Origin of the sequence: Kitasatospora sp. NPDC057500 (genome assembly GCF_042802195.1) — a bacterium.
In the GTDB taxonomy this organism is placed as follows: domain Bacteria; phylum Actinomycetota; class Actinomycetes; order Streptomycetales; family Streptomycetaceae; genus Kitasatospora.
Genome location: NZ_JBHVER010000020.1, coordinates 38,662 through 61,328, shown reverse-complemented (window position 1 = coordinate 61,328; position 22,667 = coordinate 38,662). Strand labels below are relative to the sequence as shown.

The 22,667-nt window shown below is 76.3% G+C and carries 9 protein-coding genes; 3 read left to right on the top strand and 6 right to left on the bottom strand.

Going from position 1 to position 22,667, the window contains the following annotated elements; all coding sequences use genetic code 11:
• The first annotated feature begins 56 nt into the window (after window positions 1-56).
• Complete coding sequence (locus ACFU74_RS07025; protein ID WP_380752986.1) at window positions 57-869, top strand: phosphotransferase; 813 nt, start codon at window positions 57-59, stop codon at window positions 867-869.
• A 13-nt stretch (window positions 870-882) separates the two neighbouring features.
• On the opposite strand, the gene ACFU74_RS07020 is transcribed toward ACFU74_RS07025, so the two are convergent.
• Window positions 883-1,725 carry an S-methyl-5'-thioadenosine phosphorylase gene (locus ACFU74_RS07020; protein ID WP_380752983.1) on the bottom strand — a complete coding sequence of 281 codons (843 nt, stop codon included), beginning with the start codon at window positions 1,723-1,725 and terminating at the stop codon, window positions 883-885.
• 83 nt (window positions 1,726-1,808) lie between these two features.
• Here ACFU74_RS07020 and ACFU74_RS07015 point away from each other — a divergent pair, with 83 nt between their 5' ends.
• On the top strand, window positions 1,809-2,207 hold the full coding sequence (locus tag ACFU74_RS07015; RefSeq protein WP_380752980.1) for a hypothetical protein: 399 nt from the start codon (window positions 1,809-1,811) through the stop codon (window positions 2,205-2,207).
• On the opposite strand, the gene ACFU74_RS07010 is transcribed toward ACFU74_RS07015, so the two are convergent.
• The gene (locus tag ACFU74_RS07010; RefSeq protein ID WP_380752977.1) at window positions 2,201-3,220 is read right to left on the bottom strand and encodes a hypothetical protein; all 1,020 of its coding nucleotides are present in this window, start codon (window positions 3,218-3,220) and stop codon (window positions 2,201-2,203) included. The genes ACFU74_RS07015 and ACFU74_RS07010 overlap by 7 nt on opposite strands.
• A 326-nt stretch (window positions 3,221-3,546) precedes the next feature.
• Here ACFU74_RS07010 and ACFU74_RS07005 point away from each other — a divergent pair, with 326 nt between their 5' ends.
• Window positions 3,547-6,657 (top strand): BTAD domain-containing putative transcriptional regulator, encoded by a 3,111-nt coding sequence (locus ACFU74_RS07005; RefSeq protein ID WP_380752974.1) that lies wholly within the window; start codon window positions 3,547-3,549, stop codon window positions 6,655-6,657.
• 59 nt (window positions 6,658-6,716) lie between these two features.
• Here ACFU74_RS07005 and ACFU74_RS07000 read toward each other — a convergent pair whose 3' ends face one another.
• The 4 genes from ACFU74_RS07000 to ACFU74_RS06985 all read right to left on the bottom strand — a co-directional run bounded on the left by ACFU74_RS07000 (window position 6,717) and on the right by ACFU74_RS06985 (window position 22,658).
• Window positions 6,717-6,938 (bottom strand): hypothetical protein, encoded by a 222-nt coding sequence (locus tag ACFU74_RS07000; protein WP_380752971.1) that lies wholly within the window; start codon window positions 6,936-6,938, stop codon window positions 6,717-6,719.
• A 150-nt stretch (window positions 6,939-7,088) separates the two neighbouring features.
• Window positions 7,089-7,901, bottom strand: a complete 813-nt coding sequence (gene ddaH, locus ACFU74_RS06995; protein ID WP_380752969.1) for a dimethylargininase — start codon at window positions 7,899-7,901, stop codon at window positions 7,089-7,091.
• 37 nt (window positions 7,902-7,938) lie between these two features.
• Window positions 7,939-9,234, bottom strand: coding sequence for an MFS transporter (locus tag ACFU74_RS06990; RefSeq protein ID WP_380752966.1), 1,296 nt, complete (start codon window positions 9,232-9,234; stop codon window positions 7,939-7,941).
• Entirely contained in the window at window positions 9,231-22,658 is a 13,428-nt protein-coding gene (locus ACFU74_RS06985) for an amino acid adenylation domain-containing protein (RefSeq protein ID WP_380752964.1), read from the bottom strand. The genes ACFU74_RS06990 and ACFU74_RS06985 overlap by 4 nt, the downstream gene beginning before the upstream one ends.
• Between the last annotated feature and the right edge of the window lie 9 nt (window positions 22,659-22,667).

Sequence of the window (22,667 nt, the reverse complement as noted above, 5' to 3'; positions counted from 1 at the left end):
CGGCTGCCACCGGATTTTCGGGTGCGCCCGGCCGGCGGGGTCGATAGGGTCCGCGCGTGGACGAACGAGAGGCGCCCGCCGAGGAGCGGCTGACCGGTGGGAACGCCACGGCCGGTGTCGTGCGGGTCGGGGACACCGTGCGGCGCCCCGCCGGACCGTGGACGCCCGCCGTGCACGCGCTGCTGACCCACCTGTACGAGGTGGGGTTCCGGGCCGCGCCGCGCCCGCTCGGCATCGACGGGCAGGGGCGGGAGGTGCTGGGCTTCGTACCGGGCCGGGTGGTCGGGGACGGCGAGGGGCTCGCCGTGCTGGAGCCGGTGGCCCGGTTGGCCCGGGTGGCCCGGCTGATCAGGGAGTTCCACGACGCCGCGGCCGGGTTCACGCCGCCGGCCGACGCGCGGTGGCAGGTGCTGATGCGGGACGACACCGCGGCGGCCGGCGAGATCATCGCCCACCAGGACCTCGCGCCGTGGAACCTGGTGATCGACGAGGGGCCCGACCGGTGGGCCTTCATCGACTGGGACACGGCCGCGCCCGGCTCCCGGCTCTGGGACCTCGCCTACGCCGCGCACGGCTTCCTCCCGCTGGCCGCCGACCCCGCCTTCCGGCGCGCCGACGCCGACGCCGCCGAGCGGCTGCGCGCCTTCGTCGACGCCTACGGGCTCGACGAGGGCGAGCGGCGCCGGCTGGTGCCGCTGCTGGGGCGGCGCACCCGGGCCATGCACGACTTCCTGCGCGAGCGGGCGGGGCGCGGCGTCCAGCCGTGGACGCGCCTGTGGCAGGAGGGGCACGGGGACACCTGGCTGGCGAACACCGGGTACATCGAGCGGCGCGAGGAGCGGTGGCTGCGGGCGCTGCTCGACGGCTGAGGACCGGGGCGGGTCACTCCCCCGGCACACCGGGCAGGCCGGGGGTGAAGCCGTCGAGGGCCCGGCGGCACGGGCAGGTACGGTCGACGGGCAGCGCCTCCAGGGCCTTGAACAGGACGGTGCGCAGCCGGTCGACGTTGCGGCCGAACACCTCCAGGACCTCCGCGTGGGTGACGCCGGCGCCGCTCTCCACGCCCGCGTCCAGGTCGGTGACCAGGTTCAACGAGGTGTAGCAGAGCCCGAGTTCGCGGGCCAGCACCGCCTCCGGGTGGCCCGTCATGCCGACCGTCGACCAGCCGTTCGCGGTGAACCAGCGCGACTCGGCGCGGGTGGAGAAGCGCGGGCCCTCGATCACCACCAGCGTGCCGCCGTCCACCGGCTCCCAGCCGGCCCCGCGCGCCGCGCCCAGCACCGCGGCCCGCCCCGCCGGGCAGTACGGGTCCGCCATCGGCGCGTGCACCACGCCCGGCACCGAGCCGTCCGGCAGCGGCACGCCGTCGTAGAAGGTCTGCGCCCGGGCGGCGGTGCGGTCCACGAACTGGTCCGGCACGAGCAGCGTCCCCGGCCCGTACTCCGGCCGCAATCCGCCCACCGCGCACGGCCCGAGCACCTGCCGCACCCCGAGCGCGTGCAGCGCCCAGAGGTTGGCCCGGTAGTTGATCCGGTGCGGCGGGATCCCGTGCGCCCGCCCGTGCCGCGGCAGGAACGCCACCCGCCGGCCGCCGACCTCCCCGACGAACACCGAGTCACTCGCCGCCCCGTACGGCGTGTCGACGGCCACCTCGGCCACGTCGTCGAGCAGCGCGTACAGCCCCGACCCGCCGATCACCCCGAGCTCAGCCCGCTCGCCCGCCATGCCGCCCGCCTCTCGTCGGAGATCCCCGGAACGACCAGCCTAGGCTCAGTGGCGGGGAATCGGGCCGGAGAAGGGAGACGGACATGAGCGTCGGGCCGCTGGTGCGGGTGTGTGACGGGCCGGGTGGGTTGGTGGTCTGGGGGGTGGCCGAGCCGGGGCGGTGGGCGGTGGAGGTCAACGTCGTGGTGGAGGCGGGGGAGGACGTCGGGGCGGTGGACCTGGAGTTGCTCGGGGAGGTGCTGGGGCGGCTGGAGGAGGTGGTGGCGGACGCGCGGCGGTTCGTGTGTGCGGAGTCGGGGGTGACGGAGGAGGAGGCGGCGCTGGACTCACCGGAGGTGAACGTCTACACCGACGGGTGGATGCTGCGGTTCGCCGAAGCGGGGCCGGCCTTCGGTGAGCCGTTCGGGGTGGGGGTGTGGTTCGAGGGGCTGCGGCCGGTGCGCGTGGAGGACCTGGGTGACGCGGAGGAGATCGCTCACTGAGCGGCGTCCCAGAGCTGGAGGGCCGCCAGGGCGGTGGTGCGGTCGGCCGGGGCGAGGAGGTAGTCGGCGACCGGGGTGAGGAGGAGGGTCGTGTGGTCGGGGGCGGGGAGGAGGCGGGCCTCGTCCCAGGTGTGGCGGATGACGGTGCGGCGCAGCAGGGTGCCGTGGCGGGCGGGCAGGCGGGGGGTGGCGGCGGCCTCGCTGCGGCGGCGGTGTTCGGGGGCGAGTTCGGGGGTGAGGGCGGTGCGGACGGCGGCGAGGGTGCCGAGCGGGAGGCGGGTGGCGGCGAGGTCGAGGAGGGCGGCGGCCTCGGGGGCGAGGCGGTAGGCGGCCAGGACGGCGGCGGTCTCGGCGGGTTCGAAGGGCTGGTGGGTGAGACAGCAGAGGTCGAGGAGGGTGAGCGGGTCGAGGTCCGTGCCGACGGGTGTGTGCAGGTGGGCCTCGGCGAGGGCGATCAGGCACTCGACGTGGTCGTCCGCGACGAGGTAGGGGCGGACGGGGACGGTGGCGCGGTCGCCGGGGAGGGCGGCGGTGGTGAGGTGGACGCGGTACCAGGGGTCGAGCAGCGGGTCCTCGCCGGGCCAGCGGACGGTGACGGCGGTGTGGTGCGGGCGCTCGCCGAGGAGGGTGACGTCGATGGTCTCCACGGGGTGGTCGGTGACCAGGCGGATGACGGCCTGCCAGAGCGCGGCCTCGCCCGGGGCGACCAGGTCCAGGGAGTCCTGGGGCCGGAGCAGGCCGGCCGGGTAGTAGCCGGCCAGCGGGAGGCCGTGGACGGCCCGGACGCCGGTGGAGCGGGCGAGGTCCTCGGCGAGCCGGGCGTACAGGTCTGCGCGGGTGCGGGCGCGGCGCAGTTCGGCGCGGGCGGGCTCGCCCATCCGGACGCCGTCGCGGGCGAGGGCGGAGAGCACGAGGTGGGGCAGGTGACGGCTGCCGCGGGCGCGGTGGAGCAGTTCGGCCGGCCCGTCGGCCGGGTCGACGTCGAGCAGGTTGTACAGCAGAGCGGTGTTCACGGACGTCCGCCTCCGAAGGTATCGTCATGGCGCCCGACGCCTCCGACGGCCGAGGGCGGGGCGATCACGGCCGGCTACCTGGGGTACCCGGCCGCGGGAGGTGAAGGAGGGGCGGACCGGACCGTCTCCGGCGGGCCCCGGCACGGTGATTCTGGCCGGTCGGGTTCAACGCGCGGTCACCACAGGCTCAACGGAGCCTCGACACCGCGTGTGACCTGGTGGTTGATTACGTCACACAGAAGCTGACATGTGCACGAGCGGGGCGGGCACTGTCCTGGGCAGCAGGGGGCAGGATGGGCGATCTCCGTTTTTCCTTACTGGGTCTGATGCGGGCTCACCGCGGCGCGACGGCGCTCAAGGTGGGCAGCCCGCAGCAGCAGGCGATGCTGGCCGTGCTGCTCCTGCGGCCCGGTCATTCGGCGAGCGCCACGGACCTGATCGCGGCGCTGTGGGGCGAGGAGCCGCCGAGTGCGGCGATGACCACCGTGCGGACGTACGCGTGGCGGTGGCGCAAGGTGCTGGACGCGGTGGACTCCGTGGAGCCCGCGGAGAAGGCGCCGGGCAGTGTCCTGGTGTCGATGGGCGACGGCTACCGGCTGGTGCTGCCCAAGCTCGCGGTGGACGCGGCGCAGGCGGAGGCGCTGGCGGCCGAGGCGGAGCGGACCGCCGGGGCGGAGCCGCTGCGCGCCCGCGACCTGCTCAACCAGGCGCTGGAGCTGTGGCAGGGCGAGCCGCTGGCCGGAATACCCGGGCCGTTCGCGGAGCGGCACCGGCAGCGGCTGGAGGAGCTGCGGCTGACGCTGCTGGAGGAGCGGATCGGCCTGGACCTGGCGCTGGGCCGCTACTCGCGGTGCATCCCCGAGCTGACCGCGCTGACCACCGAGCACCCGCTGCACGAGCGGGCGTACGGGCTGCTGATGCGGGCGCTGTACCAGGCCGGTCGGCAGGCGGACGCGCTCGCGGTGTTCCGTGGCGTGCGGCAGCTGTTCCTGGCGGAGCTGGGGGTGGGGCCGGGCGCGGAGCTGGAGCAGTTGCACCGCCGGATCCTGGAGGGCGACCCGGCGCTGGCCGCGCCGCAGGCGCCGGGCGGTGCTGCGCCCGCGCCGGGCCCCGCCCCGGTCGCGGCCGAGGGTGCGGCCGGGGAGCGCGCGCCGGTGGCGGACGGCGCGAGCGGCAGGGACGGCAGGGACGACGCCGACGGGCCCCGGTCCGGACGGGCGGCCCGCCCGTCCGGCGCGCCGCCGCGGCCGGCCCAGCTGCCGCCGGACGCCGCCGACTTCACCGGCCGCACGGCGCCGGTGCGGGTGCTGTGCGAGGCGCTGGCCGCTCCCCCGGAGGACGGCGGGGCGCCGGAGCGCCCGCAGCAGGCGCTGGTGGTGGCGACCGTGGTCGGGATGGGCGGGGTCGGCAAGACGGCGCTGGCGCTGCACGTGGCGCACCGCGTCCGGGAGGCCTATCCGGACGGCCAGTTGTACGCGGACCTGCGCGGCTCGGACCCGGTTCCGGCCGATCCGGAGGCGGTGCTGAGCGGCTTCCTGGTGGCGCTCGGAGTGCCGGCGGACGCGGTGCCGGACGGCCTGGACGCGCGCTCGGCGCTGTTCCGGTCGGTGGTGGACGGCCGGCGGCTGCTGCTGGTGCTCGACAACGCCAAGGACGCGGCGCAGATCCGGCCGCTGCTGCCGGGGGCGGTCGGCTGCGCGGTGCTCACCACCGGCCGGACCAGACCGGCCGGGCTGCCCGCGACCGTGCAGGTCGACCTGGACGTCTTCCAGCCGGACGAGGCGCTGGACCTGCTCGGCCGCACGATCGGCGCGCAGCGGCTGGCCGCCGAGCCGGACGCCGCGCGCGAGCTGGTGGTGGCCTGCGGGCACCTGCCGCTGGCGGTGCGGATCGTGGCCGCCCGGCTGGCGGCGCGGCCGGGCTGGACGGTGGAGACGCTCAGCCGCCGGTTGCAGGTGGAGCGGCGGCGGATCGACGAGCTGCGGATCGGCGACCTCGCGGTGGCGGCGGCCTTCGAACTGAGCTACCGCCAGCTGACGGACGACCAGGCCCGGGCGTTCCGGCTGGTGGCCTCGGTGGACGGGCCGGACATCGGGCTGCCGGCGGCGGCCGCGCTGCTGGACCTCGACGAGTACGACGCCGAGGACCTGTTGGAGGCGCTGGTGGACGTGGCGATGGTGGAGTCGCCGTTCCCGGGGCGCTACCGCTACCACGACCTGCTGCGGGCGTTCGCGCGCCGGCGGCCGGCGCAGGGGTCGGACACCGGCGGGGGAACGGGCGGCGGGGCGGACGGGGGCGGGGAGGCGGTGGCGGCCCGGGACCGGCTGCTGGACCATCTGCTGGCCACCGCCTGCACCGCCTTCCAGCACGCCGTGCCGGGCGACCCGGCGGCGGGCGCGCTCGGCCCGGCGCGCTCCCCCGGTGTCCCGCTGTCCGGCCGGGACGCCGCGCGCGAGTGGGCGGGTGTCGAGGGGACGGGCGCGGTGGCGCTGGCGGCGCAGGTGGCCGCGGACACCGCCGCCGGGCGGGGGCCGGCGCTGCGGGCGGCGATCGACCTGCTGATCGCGCTCACCCCGTTCGTGCTCACCCCGCCGAGCCGTCAGCTCGCCGCGACGGCCGACGCGCTGGCCGAGGCCGCCGCCCGGGACGGCGACGTCCGGGCGGAGGGGCGGGCGCACTTCCTGCGCGGCAACGTCGCGCTGGCCGCGACCCGGCTGGACGCGGCCGAGGCGGCGTCCCGGCGGGCGGTGGAGGCGGCCCGCGCGGCCGGGGACTCGGTGGTGCTGCGGCAGGCGCTCAACGACCTCGGGCTGATCTGCCAGTTCCTGAGCCGCTACGACGAGGCGGTGGACCACTACGACGAGGCGCTGCTGCTGGCCAACCGGCTGGGGCACCGCTCCGGCGCGCTGGTGACGACGGTGAACGCGGCGCTGGCGCGGGTGCGCAGCGGCCGGGCGGACGAGGCGGTGACGATCTGCCACGAGGTGCTGGCCGAGCTGCGGACCCGGCAGGACGACGCGGGCCGGGCGTACACGCTGTACGTACTGGGGCTGGCGCTGCACGCGCTGGGGCGGCACGAGGAGGCGGTGACCTGGTTCGGCGAGTGCCTGGCGGTGTCGGTGGCGGCCGGGCTGCGGGACCGGGCCGCGCATGCGCGCTACCGGCTGGCGGACAGTCTGCGCGAGCTGGGCCGGGCGGACGAGGCGCTGGAGCACGCGGAGCAGGCGCTGGAGCTCTGCGTGGAGCTGGGGGCCGAGCGGGACCAGGCGCAGGCGCTGGTGGTGCTGGGCTGTGCGCTGGCGGACCTCGGGCGCGGGGCCGAGGCGGGGGCTCGGCTGCGGGAGGCGTACGGGATCTTCCGGCGGCTGGGGCTTCCGGAGGCCGCCGAGGTGGCGGGTCTGCTGGCGGAGCCGGCGTTCGCGCTGGTGGATCCGTGAGGTCGGTTCAAGCGGGGGGCAGAAACGGTTCTGCGCGGGGCCGTCGGTGCTGCCGGGGCTCAGGAGCCGGTGCTGTTCCAGTCCGAGTGGCCGCTGCCGTCGGTCGCGGTGGGGGTCGGGGTCGGCGTGGCGGTGGGGGCGGTGGTGCCGGTGCCCGTGCCGGTCGCCGCGCCGTCGGCCATCGCGGTGCCGGCCGCGCCGAGGGCGAGCAGGGCGCCGAGGCCGAGGCCCGCGACGGCCAGGCTGATCCGGGCGGTACCGATCGTCGAACGCTTCGCCATGACTGCTCCTAGGGTCGTCCTCCCCGGTGGGAGGGGGTCCTCCTGTTGACGTGATCAGCATGGCAAGGGGCGTTCAACGGCCGATCGACGCAAGAGCAGCGTGCGTCGATCGGCCGCGTCGATCGGGGCGTCGATCCCCGTCCGTGCAGGTCAGAGGGCCTCGCGGAGCTCCAGGGTGCAGCACTTCACGCTGCCGCCGCCCTTGAGCAGCTCGGACAGGTCCATCCCGATCGGGCGGAAGCCGTGCGCGCGCAGCCTGGCCGCGACCCCGGTGGCCGGCTCCGGGAGCACCACGTTCAGCCCGTCGCTGGCCGCGTTGAGCCCGAACGCCTCGGCGTCCTCCTCCCCCACCAGCACGGCGTCCGGGAACAGCCGGCGCAGCACCGCCCGGCTGCCGGCCGAGAAGGCGCCCGGGTAGTACATGACCAGGTCGCCGTCGAGCACGCTGAGCGCGGTGTCCAGGTGGTAGAAGCGCGGGTCGACGAGGTCGAGCCCGATCACCGGGCGGCCGAGGAACTCCTGCGCCTCGGCGTGCCCGGCGGAGACGCTGCGAAATCCCCGGCCGGCCAGCAGGTACCGGTCGGTGAGCAGCAGGTCGCCCTCGCCCTCGTTGACGTGCACCGGGTCGTGGGTGGTGAAGCCGCGGGCCCGGAACCACTCCAGGTACGCCGGGCCCTCGGCGGCCCGCTCGGCGTTGCGGAACCGGGCGCCGAGCACCCGGCCGTCGACGACGGTGGCGCCGTTCGCCGCGTACACCATGTCGGGCAGGCCGGGCAGCGGGTCGATCAGGTCGACGCGGTGGCCGAGGTCGACGTAGAGCTCGTACAGGCGCTCCCACTGGGCGACCGCGAGAGCGGTGTCGACGGGCTTGGCCGGGTCCATCCACGGGTTGATCGCGTAGCCGACCTCGAAGTGGGTCGGACGGCACATCAGGTAGCGGCGGGGGCGGGCGGTGCGGGTCATGGCGGGCTCCGGGGGTGAGGGTGGGTGGAGCTGGGGATCAGGGGCTGTCGGGGCGCTCGGGGAAGTCGCGCATGGCGCGCAGCGGGCTGCTCAGCAGGACGGCGCCGGCCGAGAGCAGCACGCTCGCCATGATCCAGATGGTGGTGCGGGCGCCGAGCACCTCGCCGAGCCAGCCGCCGAGCAGGGCGCCGACCGGGATGGCGCTGAAGTTGACGGTGGAGGCGCTGGCCCTGATCCGGCCGATCATCGCGGGCGGGCAGTAGGACTGGTAGAAGCTGCCGGCCAGGACGTTCCCGGCGACCACCCCGCAGACCGCGACCGACCAGGCGAGCGCGCTCACCGCGAGCGGCAGCCGGGTGCCGGCCATCGGCAGCAGCAGGATGAACGGGGCGGCGACCAGTTCGCAGAGCAGCAGCCCGCGGGCGGTGCCGAAGCGGCGGGCGATCCGCCCGGCGAGCGCGGCCCCGGCCAGGCCGCCGACCGAGACCACCGCGAAGACGGCGCCGATGCCGCCGGGCGAGACCCCGACGCTGCGGACCAGGAAGACCGTCTGCACGGCCTGGATGCCGTTGAGGCCGAGGTTGCCGACCGCGCCGAACAGGGCCAGGGTGCGCAGGTGGGGGTCGTCGGCCAGGAAGCGCACGCCCTCGCCGATCTCGCGCAGGATGCCGCGCCGTTCGGAGACCGGCGGCGGCGTCTCCTTCACCCTGATGGTGCCCACGCAGAGCGCCGACACCAGGTAGGTGACCGCGTCGGCGAGCAGTCCGCTGGCCGCGCCGAACACCTGGGAGAGCACGCCCGCCAGGCCGGGGCCGGCGATCTCCGCCGCCGAGTCCCCGGAGCGCAGCTTGACGTTGGCCTCCAGCAGGTCGTCCTTGGCGACCAGGGCGGGCAGCACCGCGCCGTACGCGGTGGAGAAGAACACCTTCACCGCGCCGGCCAGCAGGGCGACCGCGATCAGCTGGGCCATGGTCAGCGCGTCGAACCAGCCGGCCACCGGCACGCTGGCGAACAGCAGGAGCAGCAGCAGGTCGCAGACCAGCATGACCTTCAGCCGGGGCCAGCGGTCCACCCAGGCGCCGGCCAGCAGGCCGAGGAACAGCCACGGGACCCACGCGGAGGCGGTCAGCACGCCGACCATGAACGGCGAGGCGTCCAGGGTCACCACCGCCACCAGGGCGAGGGCGACGTTGCCGACGGCGGTGCCGAGGCCGCTGGTCGTCTCACCGACCCAGAGCTTGCGGAAGTTCGCCTGCCCCCACAGGCCCCAGCGTCCGCGGCGGGGGCCGTCGTCCAGCACGGGCGGCTCGACCGGGACGGTAGTGGTGGTCATCGCGGGTCACTCTCCAGCGTGTCGGCCAGCACGGCGGCGATCCGTGCGAGGGGCTCGGGTCGGGTCAGGGCTCCGTGTGCGCAGTCGATCCGGTGGGCGGTGACGGGGCCGGTCAGGTACGGGGCCCAGGCGGCCTCGTACGGCCAGTCGGCGGGCTTGTCGGCGGTGGCGCCGACGAAGACGGCCGGGCCCCGGTAGTGGCCGGGCACGTGCTCGGCCATCAGCTTGCGGTGGTGTTCGAAGACGTCCGGCAGGAGGGCGGCGGCCTCGCCGAGCAGGGCCGTCAGGTCGGCCTGGCCGCGGCCGTCGGCCGGGTCGTAGCCGAGTGAGGCGAGCAGTTCGGCGAGGGTCTCCACCGGGTCGTCGGAGGCCGGGTGCTCCTCGGCGACCGCACCGGCCGGGAGGCCGTCCAGCAGGGCGAGCAGGGCGACCTCCTGGCCCGCGGCCTGGAGCTGGACGGCCATCTCCTGGGCGACCACCGCGCCGAAGGACCAGCCGAGCAGGTGGTAGGGGCCCTGCGGGCGGACGGCGCGGATCTCCCGCACGTAGTCCGCGGCGATCTCGGTGACGGCGGCCGGTGAGCCGCCGCGCAGGCCGCGGGCCTGGAGGCCGTACACCGGGCGCTGCGGATCGAGGTGGCGCAGCAGGCCGGAGTAGACCCAGCTGATGCCGGCGGCCGGGTGGACGCAGAACAGCGGGGCCCCGGTGCCGTCGGCGCGCAGCGGGAGCAGGACCTCCAGGGCGTCCGGGCGCTCCCCTTCGGTGCGGTCGAGGCGGCGGGCGAGCCCGGCCGGGGTCGGGGCCTCGAAGACGTCCCGGATGCCGAGTTCGGCGCCGAGGACGGCACGGACGCGGCCGAGCAGCTTCATGGCGAGCAGCGAGTGGCCGCCGAGGTCGAAGAAGCCGTCGTCGACGGTGACCGCGGGGACGCCGAGGACGTCGGCGAAGAGCCGGCAGAGCACCTCCTCGCGCGGGGTGCGGGGTGCGCGGCCGACGGGCGAGGCGGTGAGGTCGGGCGCGGGCAGGGCGCGCCGGTCGACCTTGCCGCTGCCGGTCAGCGGGAAGGCGTCGAGCGGGACGACCGCCGCCGGGACCATGTAGCCGGGCAGCGACTCGGCCACGAAGGCACGCAGTTCGGCGGGGTCGGGCGCGGTGGTGCCGGCGTTGACCACGTAGGCGACCAGGCGGGGGCCGGCGGGGCCGTCCTCGCGGGCGGTCACGGTGGCGGCCAGGACGGCGGGGTGGCGGGTGAGCACGTGCTCGATCTCGCCGAGTTCGATGCGGAAGCCGCGGACCTTGACCTGGTGGTCGGTGCGGCCGAGGTAGTCGAGGCCGCCGTCGCGGGTGCGCCGGACCAGGTCGCCGGTGCGGTACATCCGGGCGCCCGGCGTGAACGGGTCGGCGACGAAGCGCTCGGCGGTGAGGGCGGCCCGGCCCAGGTAGCCGCGGGCCAGGCCCGCGCCGGACAGGTAGAGCTCGCCGGGGACGCCGGGCGGGACCGGGTTCAGGTACGCGTCGAGCACCTGGGCGCGGGTGCCGAGCACGGTACGGCCGAGGGACGGGCGGGCGGTGGCGGCGAAGGGGTGGGTGAGGGCGTCGACGGTGGACTCGGTGGGGCCGTAGAGGTTGCGCGCCGCGGTGTGCGGGGCGGCCTCGCGCAGCCTGGTCCACAGGGCCTGGCCGACCGCCTCGCCGCCGAGGAGCAGTACCCGCGGGGCGCCCCCGCCGTCCAGCAGGCCCTCGGCGACGAGCTGTTCGGCGTAGCTCGGGGTGATGCCGACGGCGCCGATCCGGGCGGTGCGGACGTAGCGGACCAGGGCGGTGGCATCGCGGCGCAGGTCGTCGCCGATCAGGTGCAGTTCGTGCCCGGCGACCATCCAGAGCAGGCTGTCCCAGGAGGCGTCGAAGCAGAGCGAGGCGGTGAGTGCGACGCGCAGCCGGCCGTGGGCGCGCTCGGCCGCGCCGAAGGTGTCGGCCCGGTGGTGGGCCAGCAGGGCGGCGATCGAACCGTGGGTCACCACCACGCCCTTGGGGCGGCCGGTGGAGCCGGAGGTGTAGATGACGTAGGCGGCGTCGGCCGGGTCGGGAGCGGCGGCCGGGGCCGGGACGGGGGCCGGGTCGACGGGATCGTCCGGGTGCACCGGCAGGGTGGGCAGCCCGGCGAGCAGTTCCGGCAGCGGCCAGCCGTCGCCGGTGACGACCAGGGCGGGCGCGGCGTCGGCGAGCATCGCCGCCGTCCGGTCGGCCGGGTACTCGGCGTCCAGCGGGAGCGAGGCGGCGCCGGCCTTGAGGACGGCGAGCAGGGCCACCACCGTCTCCGCCGAGCGCGGCAGGGCCAGGGCGACCACCGCGTCCGGTCCGGCGCCGGCCGCCCGCAGCCGGGCGGCGAGGTGCTCGGCGCGGGCGTCCAGTTCGGCGAAGCCGAGCCGGGTGTCGCCGAAGACCAGCGCGGTCGCCCCGGGGGTCGCCGCCACCTGCGCGGCGAAGGCGGCCGGGAGCAGCGGGGCCCCGGCGGGCACCTCCGGTGCGGCGGGGAGGAGTTCGGCGCGCTCACGGTCGTCGAGCAGGTCGATCCGGCCGATCGGCCGGTCCGGGTCCGCCACGACGGCGGTCAGCAGCCGGCCGAAGCGGGCGGCGATCGCCTCCACGGTCTCCCGGTCGAACAGGTCGGTGGCGTAGTCGATCGCGCACTCCAGACCGGCCGGGGCGCCGTCGGCGTCGTAGGACTCCCCCATGCCGACGGAGAGGTCGAACTTGGCGACGTGGCCGCCGACCGGTTCGACCGCGGCCGGCAGGCCGGCCAGGTCGAGCGGGGCGTCGCCGCCGGTGGCGCCCTGGCCGGCGCCCTCCAGCAGCAGCATGACCTGGAACAGCGGGTGGCGGGCCAGCGATCGGGCCGGGTTGAGCTCCTCGACCAGCCGCTCGAACGGCACGTCCTGGTTCGCGTGGGCGTCCAGCTGGGTCTCCCGGACCCGGCGCAGCAGTTCGGTGAAGGCCGGGTCGCCGGAACTGTCGGTGCGCAGCACGAGGGTGTTGACGAAGAAGCCGACCAGGTCGTCCAGCGCCTCGTCCGAGCGGCCGGCCACCACCGAGCCGATCGGCACGTCGGTGCCGGCGCCGAGGCGGGTGAGCAGCGCGGCGAGTCCGGCTTGCAGGGCCATGAACATCGTCACCCGGTGCTCGCGCGCCAACCGGACCAGGCCGCCGTGGAGTTCGGCGCCGAGCGGCAGGACGACGCGCTCGCCGCGGTGGGAGCTGTCGGCGCGCCGGGGGCGGTCGGCGGGCAGCGCGATCTCCTCCGGCAGGCCTGCCAGGGCCTCGCGCCAGTAGGCGAGTTGGCGGGCGGCGAGGCTCTGCGGGTCGGCCTCGTCGCCGAGCAGTCGGCGCTGCCACAGCGCGTAGTCGGCGTACTGGACGGGCAGCGGGCGCCGGTCGGGCGCGGTGCCGTCGCGGTGGGCGGCGTAGGCGGCGGCGAGGTCGTGCAGCAGCGGCTCCATCGACCGGCCGTCACCGGCGATGTGGTGCAGGACGAGGAGCAGCAGGTGGTCGCCGCTGCCGTCGCCCGCCGGGAGGAGCTGGGCGCGGATCGGCAGGTCGGCGGCGAGGTCGAAGGGCAGGTCCGCGTACCCGGCCAGCGCGGCGGCGGGGTCGGCGGGCGCGGTGGTGCGGTGCTCGAAGGGGACGCGGGCCTCCTCGGCGGGGACGATCCGCTGGTACGGCTCGCCGTCCTGCTCGGCGATCACCGTGCGCAGGCTCTCGTGCCGGGCGACCAGGTCGGCCAGCGCGGCGGCCAGCGCGGCGGGGTCGAGCGGGCCGCCGATCCGCAGGGCCAGCGGCAGGTTGTAGAGGGAGCTCGGGCCCTCCATCCGGTCGATCAGCCAGAGCCGGCGCTGGGCGAAGGAGAGCGGCAGCCGCTGCGGGCGCCCGCCCGCGGTGAGGGCGGGGCGGGCCTGCGCTCCGCCGTCCAGCCGCTGGGCGAGGCCGGCGACGGTCGGGGCCTCGAAGACGTCCCGGATGCCGAGTTCGGCGCCGAGGGTGGTCCGGACCCGGCCGGCCAGCTTCATGGCCAGCAGCGAGTGGCCGCCGAGGGCGAAGAAGTCGTCGTCGATCGTGACCCGGTCCGCTCCGAGGACTTCGCCGAACAGTCCGCAGAGCAGTTCCTCGCGGGTGGTGCGGGCCGCGCGGCCGCCGGCGGACAGGGTGAGGTCGGGGGCGGGCAGGGCGTTGCGGTCGATCTTGCCGCTGCCGGTCAGCGGGAGGGCGGCGAGCGGGACGACGGCGGCCGGGACCATGTAGGCGGGCAGCCAGTCGGCGGCGAACCGGCGGAGTTCCTGGGCGAGTTCGGGGCCGGACGCGGCGCCGGTGGCGCAGTGGGCGACCAGTCGGCGGTCCCCGTCGGCGCTCTCGTGGACGGTGACGACGGCCTGGCGGACGGTCTCGTGACGGGCCAGGGCCTGCTCGATCTCGCCGAGTTCGATGCGGAAGCCGCGGACCTTGACCTGGTGGTCGGTGCGGCCGAGGCAGTCGAGGCCGCCGTCGCGGGTGCGCCGGACCAGGTCGCCGGTGCGGTACATCCGGGTGCCGGGTGTGAAGGGGTCGGCGACGAAGCGCTCGGCGGTGAGGGCGGCCCGGCCGAGGTAGCCGCGGGCCAGGCTGTGGCCGGCCAGGTAGAGCTCACCGGGCACGCCGGCCGGGACGGGGGTCAGGTGCTCGTCGAGGACGTAGGCGCGGGTGCCGAGCACGGTGTGGCCCAGCGAGGGGCGCTCGGAGTCGGCGTAGGACTGGAGCAGGGTGTCGACGGTGGCCTCGGTGGGGCCGTAGAGGTTGTGGCCGGTGGTGTGCGGGGCGGCCTCGCGCAGCCTGGTCCACAGGGCCTGGCCGACCGCCTCGCCGCCGAGGAGCAGCACCCGCGGGGCGCCCCCGCCGTCCAGCAGGCCCTCGGCGACGAGCTGTTCGGCGTAGCTCGGGGTGACGTTGACGACGCCGATCCGGGCGGTGTGCAGGTGCTGGACGAGCGCGGCGGCGTCGCGGCGCAGGTCGTCGCCGATCAGGTGCAGTTCGTGCCCGGCGACCATCCAGAGCAGGCTGTCCCAGGAGGCGTCGAAGCAGAGCGAGGCGGTGAGTGCGACGCGCAGCCGGCCCTCGGCCCGCCCGTGGAAGGTCTCGGCCCGGTGCTGGGCCAGCAGCGCCGCGATCGAACCGTGCGTGACCAGCACGCCCTTGGGGCGGCCGGTGGAGCCGGAGGTGTAGATGACGTAGGCGGCGTCGGCCGGGTCGGTGCGGACGGCCGGGGCGCCGGCGGGCCGGTCGGCCCAGGCGGCGGCGTCGGCGGGCAGCACGGTCAGGCCGTCCAGTGCCTCGGGCAGCGGCCAGCCCTCGGTGCTGAGCACAACGGCCGGGCGGGCGTCGGCCAGCATGTGGGCGGTGCGCTCCAGCGGGTACTCGGCGTCCAGCGGCAGGAAGGCGGCGCCGGCCTTGAGCACGGCCAGTTGGGCGACCACGGTCTCCGCCGAGCGGGGCAGGGCGAGCGCGACCACGGACTCCGGGCCGATGCCGGCGGCCAGCAGGCCGTGCGCGAGCCGGTTGGCCCGGGCGTCCAACTCGGCGTAGTCGAGCCGGGTTCCGCCGAAGACCAGGGCGGTCGCCTCGGGTGTCGCCGCCGCCTGCGCGGCGAAGGCCTCCGGGACCAGCGGCACGTGCCCGGGCAACGGGCGGTGGCCGCCGAGGAGTTCCGCGCGCTCGCCGTCGGCGAGCAGGTCCGCCCGGCCGATCGGCTGCCCGGGGTCGGCCACGACGGCGGTCAGCAGCCGGCCGAAGCGGGCGGCGATCGCCTCCGCCGTCTCCCGGTCGAACAGGTCGGTCGCGTAGTCGATCGCGCAGTCCATGCCGGCGGGGGTGCCGTCGGGGCCGAAGAACTCCTCCAGGGTGACGTTCAGGTCGAACTTGGCGACGCCGGTGTCCGAGGGCAGCGCCTCGACGCTCAGGCCGGGCAGCTCCAACTCGCCCTCACCGGTGGACTGGAGGACCATCGCGACCTGGAACAGCGGGTGCCGGGCCAGCGAGCGGGCCGGGTTGAGCTCCTCGACCAGGCGCTCGAACGGCACGTCCTGGTGGGCGTAGGCGCCGAGGCCGGTCTCCCTCGCCCGGCCGAGGAGTTCGGTGAAGGAGGGGTCGCCCGAGGTGTCGGTGCGCAGGACCAGGGTGTTGACGAAGAAGCCGACCAGGTCGTCCAGCGCCTCGTCCGAGCGGCCGGCCACCACCGAGCCGATCGGCACGTCGGTGCCGGCGCCCAGGCGGGTGAGCAGCGCGGCCAGCGCGGCCTGGCAGGTCATGAAGAGGGTGACCCGGTGCTCGCGGGACAGCGCGACCAGGGAGCGGTGGAGCGCGGGGCCGATCGGCAGCGCGACCCGGCCGCCGCGGTGGTCGGCCCGGGTGCCGCGCGGGCGGTCGACGGGCAGCGCGATCTCCTCCGGCAGCCCTGCCAGGGTCTCGCGCCAGTAGGCGAGTTGGCGGGCGGCGAGGCTCTGCGGGTCGGCCTCGTCGCCGAGCAGTCGGCGCTGCCACAGCGCGTAGTCGGCGTACTGGACGGCCAGCGGGTCGCGCACCGGCGACTCTCCGCCCAGGCGCAGGGTGTAGGCCTCGGCGAGGTCGCGCAGCAGCGGGCCCATCGACCAGCCGTCGCCGACGATGTGGTGCAGGGCGACGACGAGCACGTGGTCGTGCTCGGCGATGCGCAGCAGGGTGACCCGGACGGGCGGTTCGGCGGCCAGGTCGAACGGGCGGCGGGCGGCGCGCTCGACCTCGGCCTCGACGGACTCCGGTGCGCAGTCGAGGAGTTCGACCGGCACGGCGGCGCCGGGGAGGATCCGCTGGTGGGGCTCGCCGTCGTGCTCGGCGATCACGGTGCGCAGGCTCTCGTGCCGGGCGGTCAGGTCGGCCAGCGCGGCGGTGAGCGCGGCGAGGTCGAGTTCGCCGGTCAGGCGCAGCGCGAGCGGCATGTTGTAGAGGGCGCCGGGGCCCTCCATCCGGTCGATCAGCCAGAGCCGCTGCTGGGCGAAGGAGAGCGGCAGGCGCTCCGGGCGCTCGCCGGCGGTGAGCGCGGGCCGGGCGTCGGCGCCGTCCAGGCGGTCGGCGAGGCCGGCGACGGTCGGGGCCTCGAAGACGTCCCGGATGCCGAGTTCGGCGCCGAGGGTGGCGCGGACGCGGCTGAGCAGCCTGGTGGCGAGCAGCGAGTGGCCGCCGAGGGCGAAGAAGTCGTCGTCGATCGAGACGGCGCCGGGCAGGCCGAGGACGTCGGCGAACAGGCCGCAGAGGATCTCCTCGCGGGCGTCGCGGGCGGCCCGGCCGCCGGCGGTCGCGGTGAAGTCGGGGGCGGGCAGGGCGGCCCGGTCGAGCTTGCCGTTGACGTTGAGCGGCAGCGCGTCCAGCGTCACGAAGGCGGCCGGGACCATGTAGTCGGGCAGGGCGGCGGCCGCGTGGGCGCGCACCTCGGCCGGGTCGGCGCCGGTGACCAGGTAGGCGACCAGCCGGGTGCCGGCCGTGCCGTCCCGGTGCGGGAGCACGGCGGCCTGCCGCACGTCCGGGTGGGCGGCCAGGACGGTCTCGATCTCGCCGGGCTCGATCCGGAAGCCGCGCACCTTCACCTGGTGGTCGGTGCGGCCGAGGAACTCCACCGTGCCGTCGGCGCGGCGGCGGGCGAGGTCGCCGGTGCGGTACATCCGGGCGCCGTCGTCGTACGGGTCGGCGACGAAGCGCTCGGCGGTCAGCGCCGGGCGGCCGAGGTAGCCGCGGGCCAGGCCCACGCCGCTCAGGTACAGCTCGCCGGGCACGCCGACCGGAACCGGACGCAGCCGCTCGTCGAGGAGGTGGGCGCGCAGGTTGGACAGCGCGCGGCCGATCACCGGCCGGGTCACGGTGGCGTCGAGGCGGTGGTGCAGGGCGTCGACGGTGCACTCGGTGGGTCCGTAGATGTTGAGCGCGAGGGTGTCGGGGGCGGCGGACAGGGTGGTCCACAGGTGCTGGCCGCAGGCTTCGCCGCCGAGCATCAGGACGGCCGGCGGGCAGCCGGTGAGCAGGCCTTCCTCGACCAGCCGTTCGGCCTGGCCGGGGGTGACGTCGAGGACGTCGGCGCCGGTGCGGGCGAGGTAGCGGACGATGGCGGCGGCGTCGCGGCGCAGGTCGTCGTCCAGCAGGTGCAGCTCCTGGCCGGCGACCAGCCAGAGCACCCCTTCGAGGAAGGTGTCGAAGGACGTCGAGGCGGTCGAGGCGAAGGTGAACCGCCGCCCGGGGTGGGCCTGTCGGGCGAGCCCGAGGGTTTCGTCGCGGTGGAATCCGTACAGGTTGGCGAGGCCGCCGTGGCGGACCACGACGCCCTTGGGGCGGCCGGTGGAGCCGGAGGTGTAGATGACGTAGGCGGCGTGCTCGGGGCCGACCCGCACGGGCGGGTCGCCGGCGGGCCGGTCCGCCCAGGCGGCGGCGTCGGCGGGCAGCACGGTCAGGCCGTCCAGCACCTCGGGCAGCGGCCAGCCCTCGGTGCTGAGCACGACGGCCGGGCGGGCGTCGGCCAGCATGTGGGCGAGCCGGTCGCGCGGGTAGTCGGAGTCCAGCGGCAGGTAGGCGGCGCCGGCCTTGAGCACGGCGAGCAGGGCGACGATCGACTCGGCCGAGCGGGGCACGGCGAGCGCGACCAGCGACTCGGGGCCGATGCCGGCGGCGGCCAGGCCGTGCGCGAGGCGGTTGGCGCGGTCGTTCAACTCGGCGTAGCTCAGGCTTAGTTCGCCGAAGACCAGGGCGGTCGCGGCCGGGGTGGCGGCGGCCTGGGCGGCGAAGGCGGCCGGGAGCAGCACCTCGCCGCCGGGTCGGGCGGTGTCGTGCCAGCGGGCGAGCGCCGCGTGCCCCGCCGCACCGAGCACGTCCAGGTCGGCGATCGGGCGGTGCGGGTGCTCGGCGGCCTGGGCGAGCAGGTGGACCAGCGCGGCGGCCAGCCGTTCGGCGGTGGCGCGGTCGAACAGGTCGACGGCGAACTCCAGGCCGCCGGCGATCCCGGCCGGGGCGCCGTCGGGGTGGTGGCGCTCCGAGAGGTTGAGGGTGAGGTCGAAGGGCGTGGTGGGCAGGCCGAGCGGCTCGTAGGCGGCGCGGGTGCCGGGGAAGGCGGGGCCGCCGCCGGCGGTGTTGTCGAAGGCGATCATCACCTGGAACAACGGGTGCCGGGCCAGCGTGCGGGCCGGGTTGAGCTCCTCGACCAGCCGCTCGAACGGCACGTCCTGGTGGGCGTAGGCGGCCAGTCCGGCCTCCCGGACCCGGCCCAGCAGCTCGGCGAAGGTGGGCGCGCCGCCGAGGTCGGTGCGCAGCACCAGGGTGTTGGCGAAGAAGCCGACCAGGTCGTCGAGCGCGGTGTCCAGCCGGCCGGCCAGCGGGGTGCCGATCGGCAGGTCGTCGCCGGCGCCGAAGCGGTGCAGCAGGGCGGCGTAGGCGGCCTGGAGAACCATGAACAGGGTGGCGCCGTGCTCGGCGGCCAGGGCGGTGAGCCGGGTGTGCAGGGCGGCGTCGAGTTCCAGTTCGACGACGTCGCCGCGGTGGGTGGGCACCGGCGGGCGCGGGCGGTCCAGCGGCAGCGGCAGCTCGTCGGGCAGGCCGGCCAGGGCCTCGCGCCAGTGGGCGAGCTGACCGCGGAGCAGTGACCCGGGGTCGTTTTCCGCGCCGAGCAGCCGGTACTGCCAGAGGGTGTAGTCGGCGTACTGGACGGGCAGCGGCGCCCACTCGGGCGCGGCACCGGCGCGGCGGGCGGAGTAGGCCTCGGCGAGGTCGCGGAACAGCGGGCGCAGCGACCAGCCGTCGCTGGCGATGTGGTGCATCACCAGGGTGAGGACGTGCTCCTCGGGGCCCTCGGGGCGCAGGTAGGCGTGCAGCGGGACGTCCGCGGCCAGGTCGAAGGTGTGGTGGACGAGGTCCTGCGCGGGGCGGTCGGTGACGGTGAGCAGCGGGGCGGGCGGCGCGGGCAGCACCCGCTGGTGCGGCACGCCGTCGCGTTCGGTGAAGACGGTGCGCAGGCTCTCGTGGCGGTCGGCGACGTCGCCGAGGGCGGCTTCGAGGGCGGCGGTGTCCAGCGGGCCGGTCAGCCGCAGGGCGAGGGTGACGTTGTAGGTGGCGGCGGGGCCCTCGGCCTTGCCGAGGAACCAGAGGCGGCGCTGGGCGAAGGAGACCGGCAGGTGCTCGGGGCGCGGCTCGGGGCGCAGCGCGGGGCGGGCCGGGGCGCCGGCGATGCGGGCGGCGAGGGCGGCGACGGTCGGGGCCCGGAAGAGGTCGCCGATGGCGAGTTCGGCGCCGAGTTCGGCGCGCACCCGGCCGACCAGGCGGGTGGCGAGCAGGGAGTGGCCGCCGAGGGCGAAGAAGTCGTCGTCGATGGTGACGTCGTCGAGGCCGAGGAGTTCGCCGAACAGCGCGCACAGGACCTGCTCGCGCTCGTCGCGCGGGGCGCGGCCGGTGCCGGCGGCGTCGGCGGTGAGGTCGGGGGCGGGCAGGGCGCGCCGGTCGACCTTGCCGTTGGCGTTCAGCGGCAGCGCGGGAAGCACCACGACGGCGGACGGGACCATGTAGCCGGGCAGCGTCTCGGCGGCGAACCGCTTGAGCGCGGCCGCGAGTTCGGCGCTGGCGGTGGCGGCGCTCTCGGTGGCGTCGCTCTCGGTGGCGGTGTCGAGGGCGGCGGCGCAGTAGCCGACCAGCCGGGTGTCGCCGGGGCGGTCCTCGCGGGCGACCACGACGACCTGGCGCACGGCGGGGTGGCGGGAGAGCGCGGCCTCGATCTCGCCGAGCTCGATCCGGAACCCGCGCAGCTTGACCTGGCCGTCGATCCGGCCGAGGAACTCGATGGCGCCGTCGGCCCGGCGGCGCACCAGGTCGCCGGTGCGGTACATCCGGCCGCCCTCGCCGTAGGGGTCGGCGACGAAGCGCTCGGCGGTCAGCGCGGCCCGGTGCCAGTAGCCGCGGGCCAGGCCCGCGCCGGCGATGTACAGCTCGCCGGGCACGCCGGGCGGCACCGGCCGGAGGCGGGCGTCCAGGACGTGGGCGCGCATGTTGTCCAGCGGCAGGCCGATCGGCGCCCGGGGGCCGTCCAGGTCGGCGGGCAGCAGGTGGTGGTGGGTGGCGAAGGTGGTGGCCTCGGTGGGCCCGTAGACGTGGGCGAGCAGCAGGTCCGGGCAGTGGTCGAGGACCCGGCGCATCAGGGTGCCGGACGCGGCCTCGCCGCCGGTGCAGACGGTGCGCAGCGCGCGGAAGGCCTCCGGGGCCTGCTCGGCGACCAGGTCGAACAGCGCCTTGGTGAGGAAGACGGCGGTGACGCCGTGCCGGACGGCGAGGGCGTGCAGGGCGGCGGCGTCCAGGGTGCCGGGCGGGGCGACGACGACCGTGCCGCCGTGCAGCAGCGGCGCCCACAGCTCGTAGGTGGCGGCGTCGAAGGCGTGCGGGGAGTGCAGCAGGATCCGCTCGTGCCGGCCGTCGCGCCAGCGGCGGTCGTCGGCGAGGTCGACGACGTCGCGGTGGCGGACGGCGACGCCCTTGGGGGTGCCGGTGGAGCCGGAGGTGAACATCACGTAGGCCAGCCGGTCCGGGTGGACGGGCAGCGCGAGGTCGTGGTCCGGCGCGTGCGCCTCGTCGCCGGGGCGGACCACGGTGGCGGTGTGCGCGAAGCCGGGCTCGGCACGGTCGGTGAGCAGGACGGGCGCCGCGGTGTCGGCGAGCAGCGCGGTCATCCGCTCGGGCGGCAGGCTCGCGTGCATCGGCACGTAGCAGCCGCCGGCCTTGAGCACGGCGAGGGTGGCGACCACCAGGTCCACCGAGCGCTCCATGAGCAGGGCGACCGGCGACTCCGGGCCGACGCCCGCCGCGACCAGGTGGTGGGCGAGGCGGTTGGCGCGGGCGTTGAGCTCGACGTACGTCACGGCGCCGCCGTCGTGGGCGAGGGCGACCGCGTCCGGGGTACGGGCGGCCCGGGCCTCGAACAGGGCGGGCAGCGAGCCGGTGCGGACGGGCGCGGCGGTGGCGTTCCAATCCTCGGCGAGGCGGGCGTGCTCCTCGGGGGCGAGGACGTCCAGGGTGCCGATCGGCGCCTGCGGGTCGGCAGCGGCGGCGGCGAGCAGCCGGCCGAAGCGCTCGAACAGGGCGGTGACGGTGGCCCGGTCGTACAGGTCGGCCGCGTACTCGACCGAGCCCTCCAGGCCGGCCGGGGCGCCGTCCGGGCCGTGCCGCTCGGTGACGCCGATGTTGAGGTCGAACTTGGCGACCCGCAGGCCGAGCGGCTCGGGCGCCGACTCTAGACCGGGCAGGCCGAGTTCGCCCTCCTCGTGGTTCTGGAGCACCAGCAGGGTCTGGAACAGCGGGTGGCGGCCGAGCGCGCGGGCGGGGTTGGCCTCCTCGACCAGCCGCTCGAACGGCACGTCCTGGTTCGCGAAGGCGTCCAGCTGGGACTCCCGCACGCGGCCGAGGAGTTCGGCGAAGGACGGGTCGCCGGAAGTGTCGGTGCGCAGGACCAGCGTGTTGACGAAGAAGCCGACCAGGTCGCTCAGCGCCTCGTCGGAGCGGCCGGCCACGCCGGTGCCGAGCGGGATGTCGGTACCGGCGCCGAGCCGGGTGAACAGCGCGGCCAGGCCCGCCTGGAGCACCGCGAACAGGGTGGCGCGGTGGCCGCGGGCGAGGTCGGCCAGCGCGGCGTGCAGGGCGGGCGGGAAGGCGAACGGCACGGCGTCGGCGGCGCCGGTCGGCACGGGCGGGCGGGGGCGGTCCGCCGGAAGCTCAAGCTCCTCCGGCAGGCCGGACAGGACTCCTCTCCAGTAGTCGAGTTGACGGCTCATCAGGCTGTGCGGGTCGGACTCCTCGCCGAGCAGCTCGCGCTGCCACAGGGCGTAGTCGGCGTACTGGACCGGCAGCGGCTCCCACTGCGGCTCGGCGGCCGTGAGGCGGGCGGAGTAGGCGGCGGCGAGGTCGCGCAGCAGCGGGCCGAGCGACCAGCCGTCGCCGGCGATGTGGTGCAGCACCACGAGCAGCACGTGCTCGGGGGTTCCCCCGTCGGTCGGGGTGAGCGAGAAGACCGTGACCCGGATGGGGAGTTCGGTTCTCAGGTCGAAGGTGTGGGCGGCTTCCGCGTCCCGCAGGGCCGGGTAGCCGGCCGATGCGCACTCCACCGTCGCGAAGGCGATCGACGCCTCCTCGGACGGCAGGATGTGCTGCACCGGCACGCCTTCGTCGTCCACCGGGAACACCGTGCGCAGGGCCTCGTGCCGGGCGACCACGTCCGCCGTCGCGGCGCGCAGCGCGGCGGTGTCGAGCGGGCCGCGCAGGCGGACCGCGAACGGCAGGTTGTAGAGCGCGGTCGGCCCTTCGATCTGGTCGATCAGCCACAGACGCTGTTGTGCGTACGAAACCGGGATCACGGTGCTTCC

Coding starts and splice junctions, on each gene's coding strand:
- ddaH (WP_380752969.1), bottom strand. CDS start 7,901: ATGACCCGCACCGCCCGCCCCCGCCGCTACCTGATGTGCCGTCCGACC.
- ACFU74_RS06990 (WP_380752966.1), bottom strand. CDS start 9,234: ATGACCACCACTACCGTCCCGGTCGAGCCGCCCGTGCTGGACGACGGC.
- ACFU74_RS07000 (WP_380752971.1), bottom strand. CDS start 6,938: ATGGCGAAGCGTTCGACGATCGGTACCGCCCGGATCAGCCTGGCCGTC.
- ACFU74_RS07020 (WP_380752983.1), bottom strand. CDS start 1,725: ATGGCGGGCGAGCGGGCTGAGCTCGGGGTGATCGGCGGGTCGGGGCTG.
- ACFU74_RS07005 (WP_380752974.1), top strand. CDS start 3,547: ATGCGGGCTCACCGCGGCGCGACGGCGCTCAAGGTGGGCAGCCCGCAG.
- ACFU74_RS07015 (WP_380752980.1), top strand. CDS start 1,809: ATGAGCGTCGGGCCGCTGGTGCGGGTGTGTGACGGGCCGGGTGGGTTG.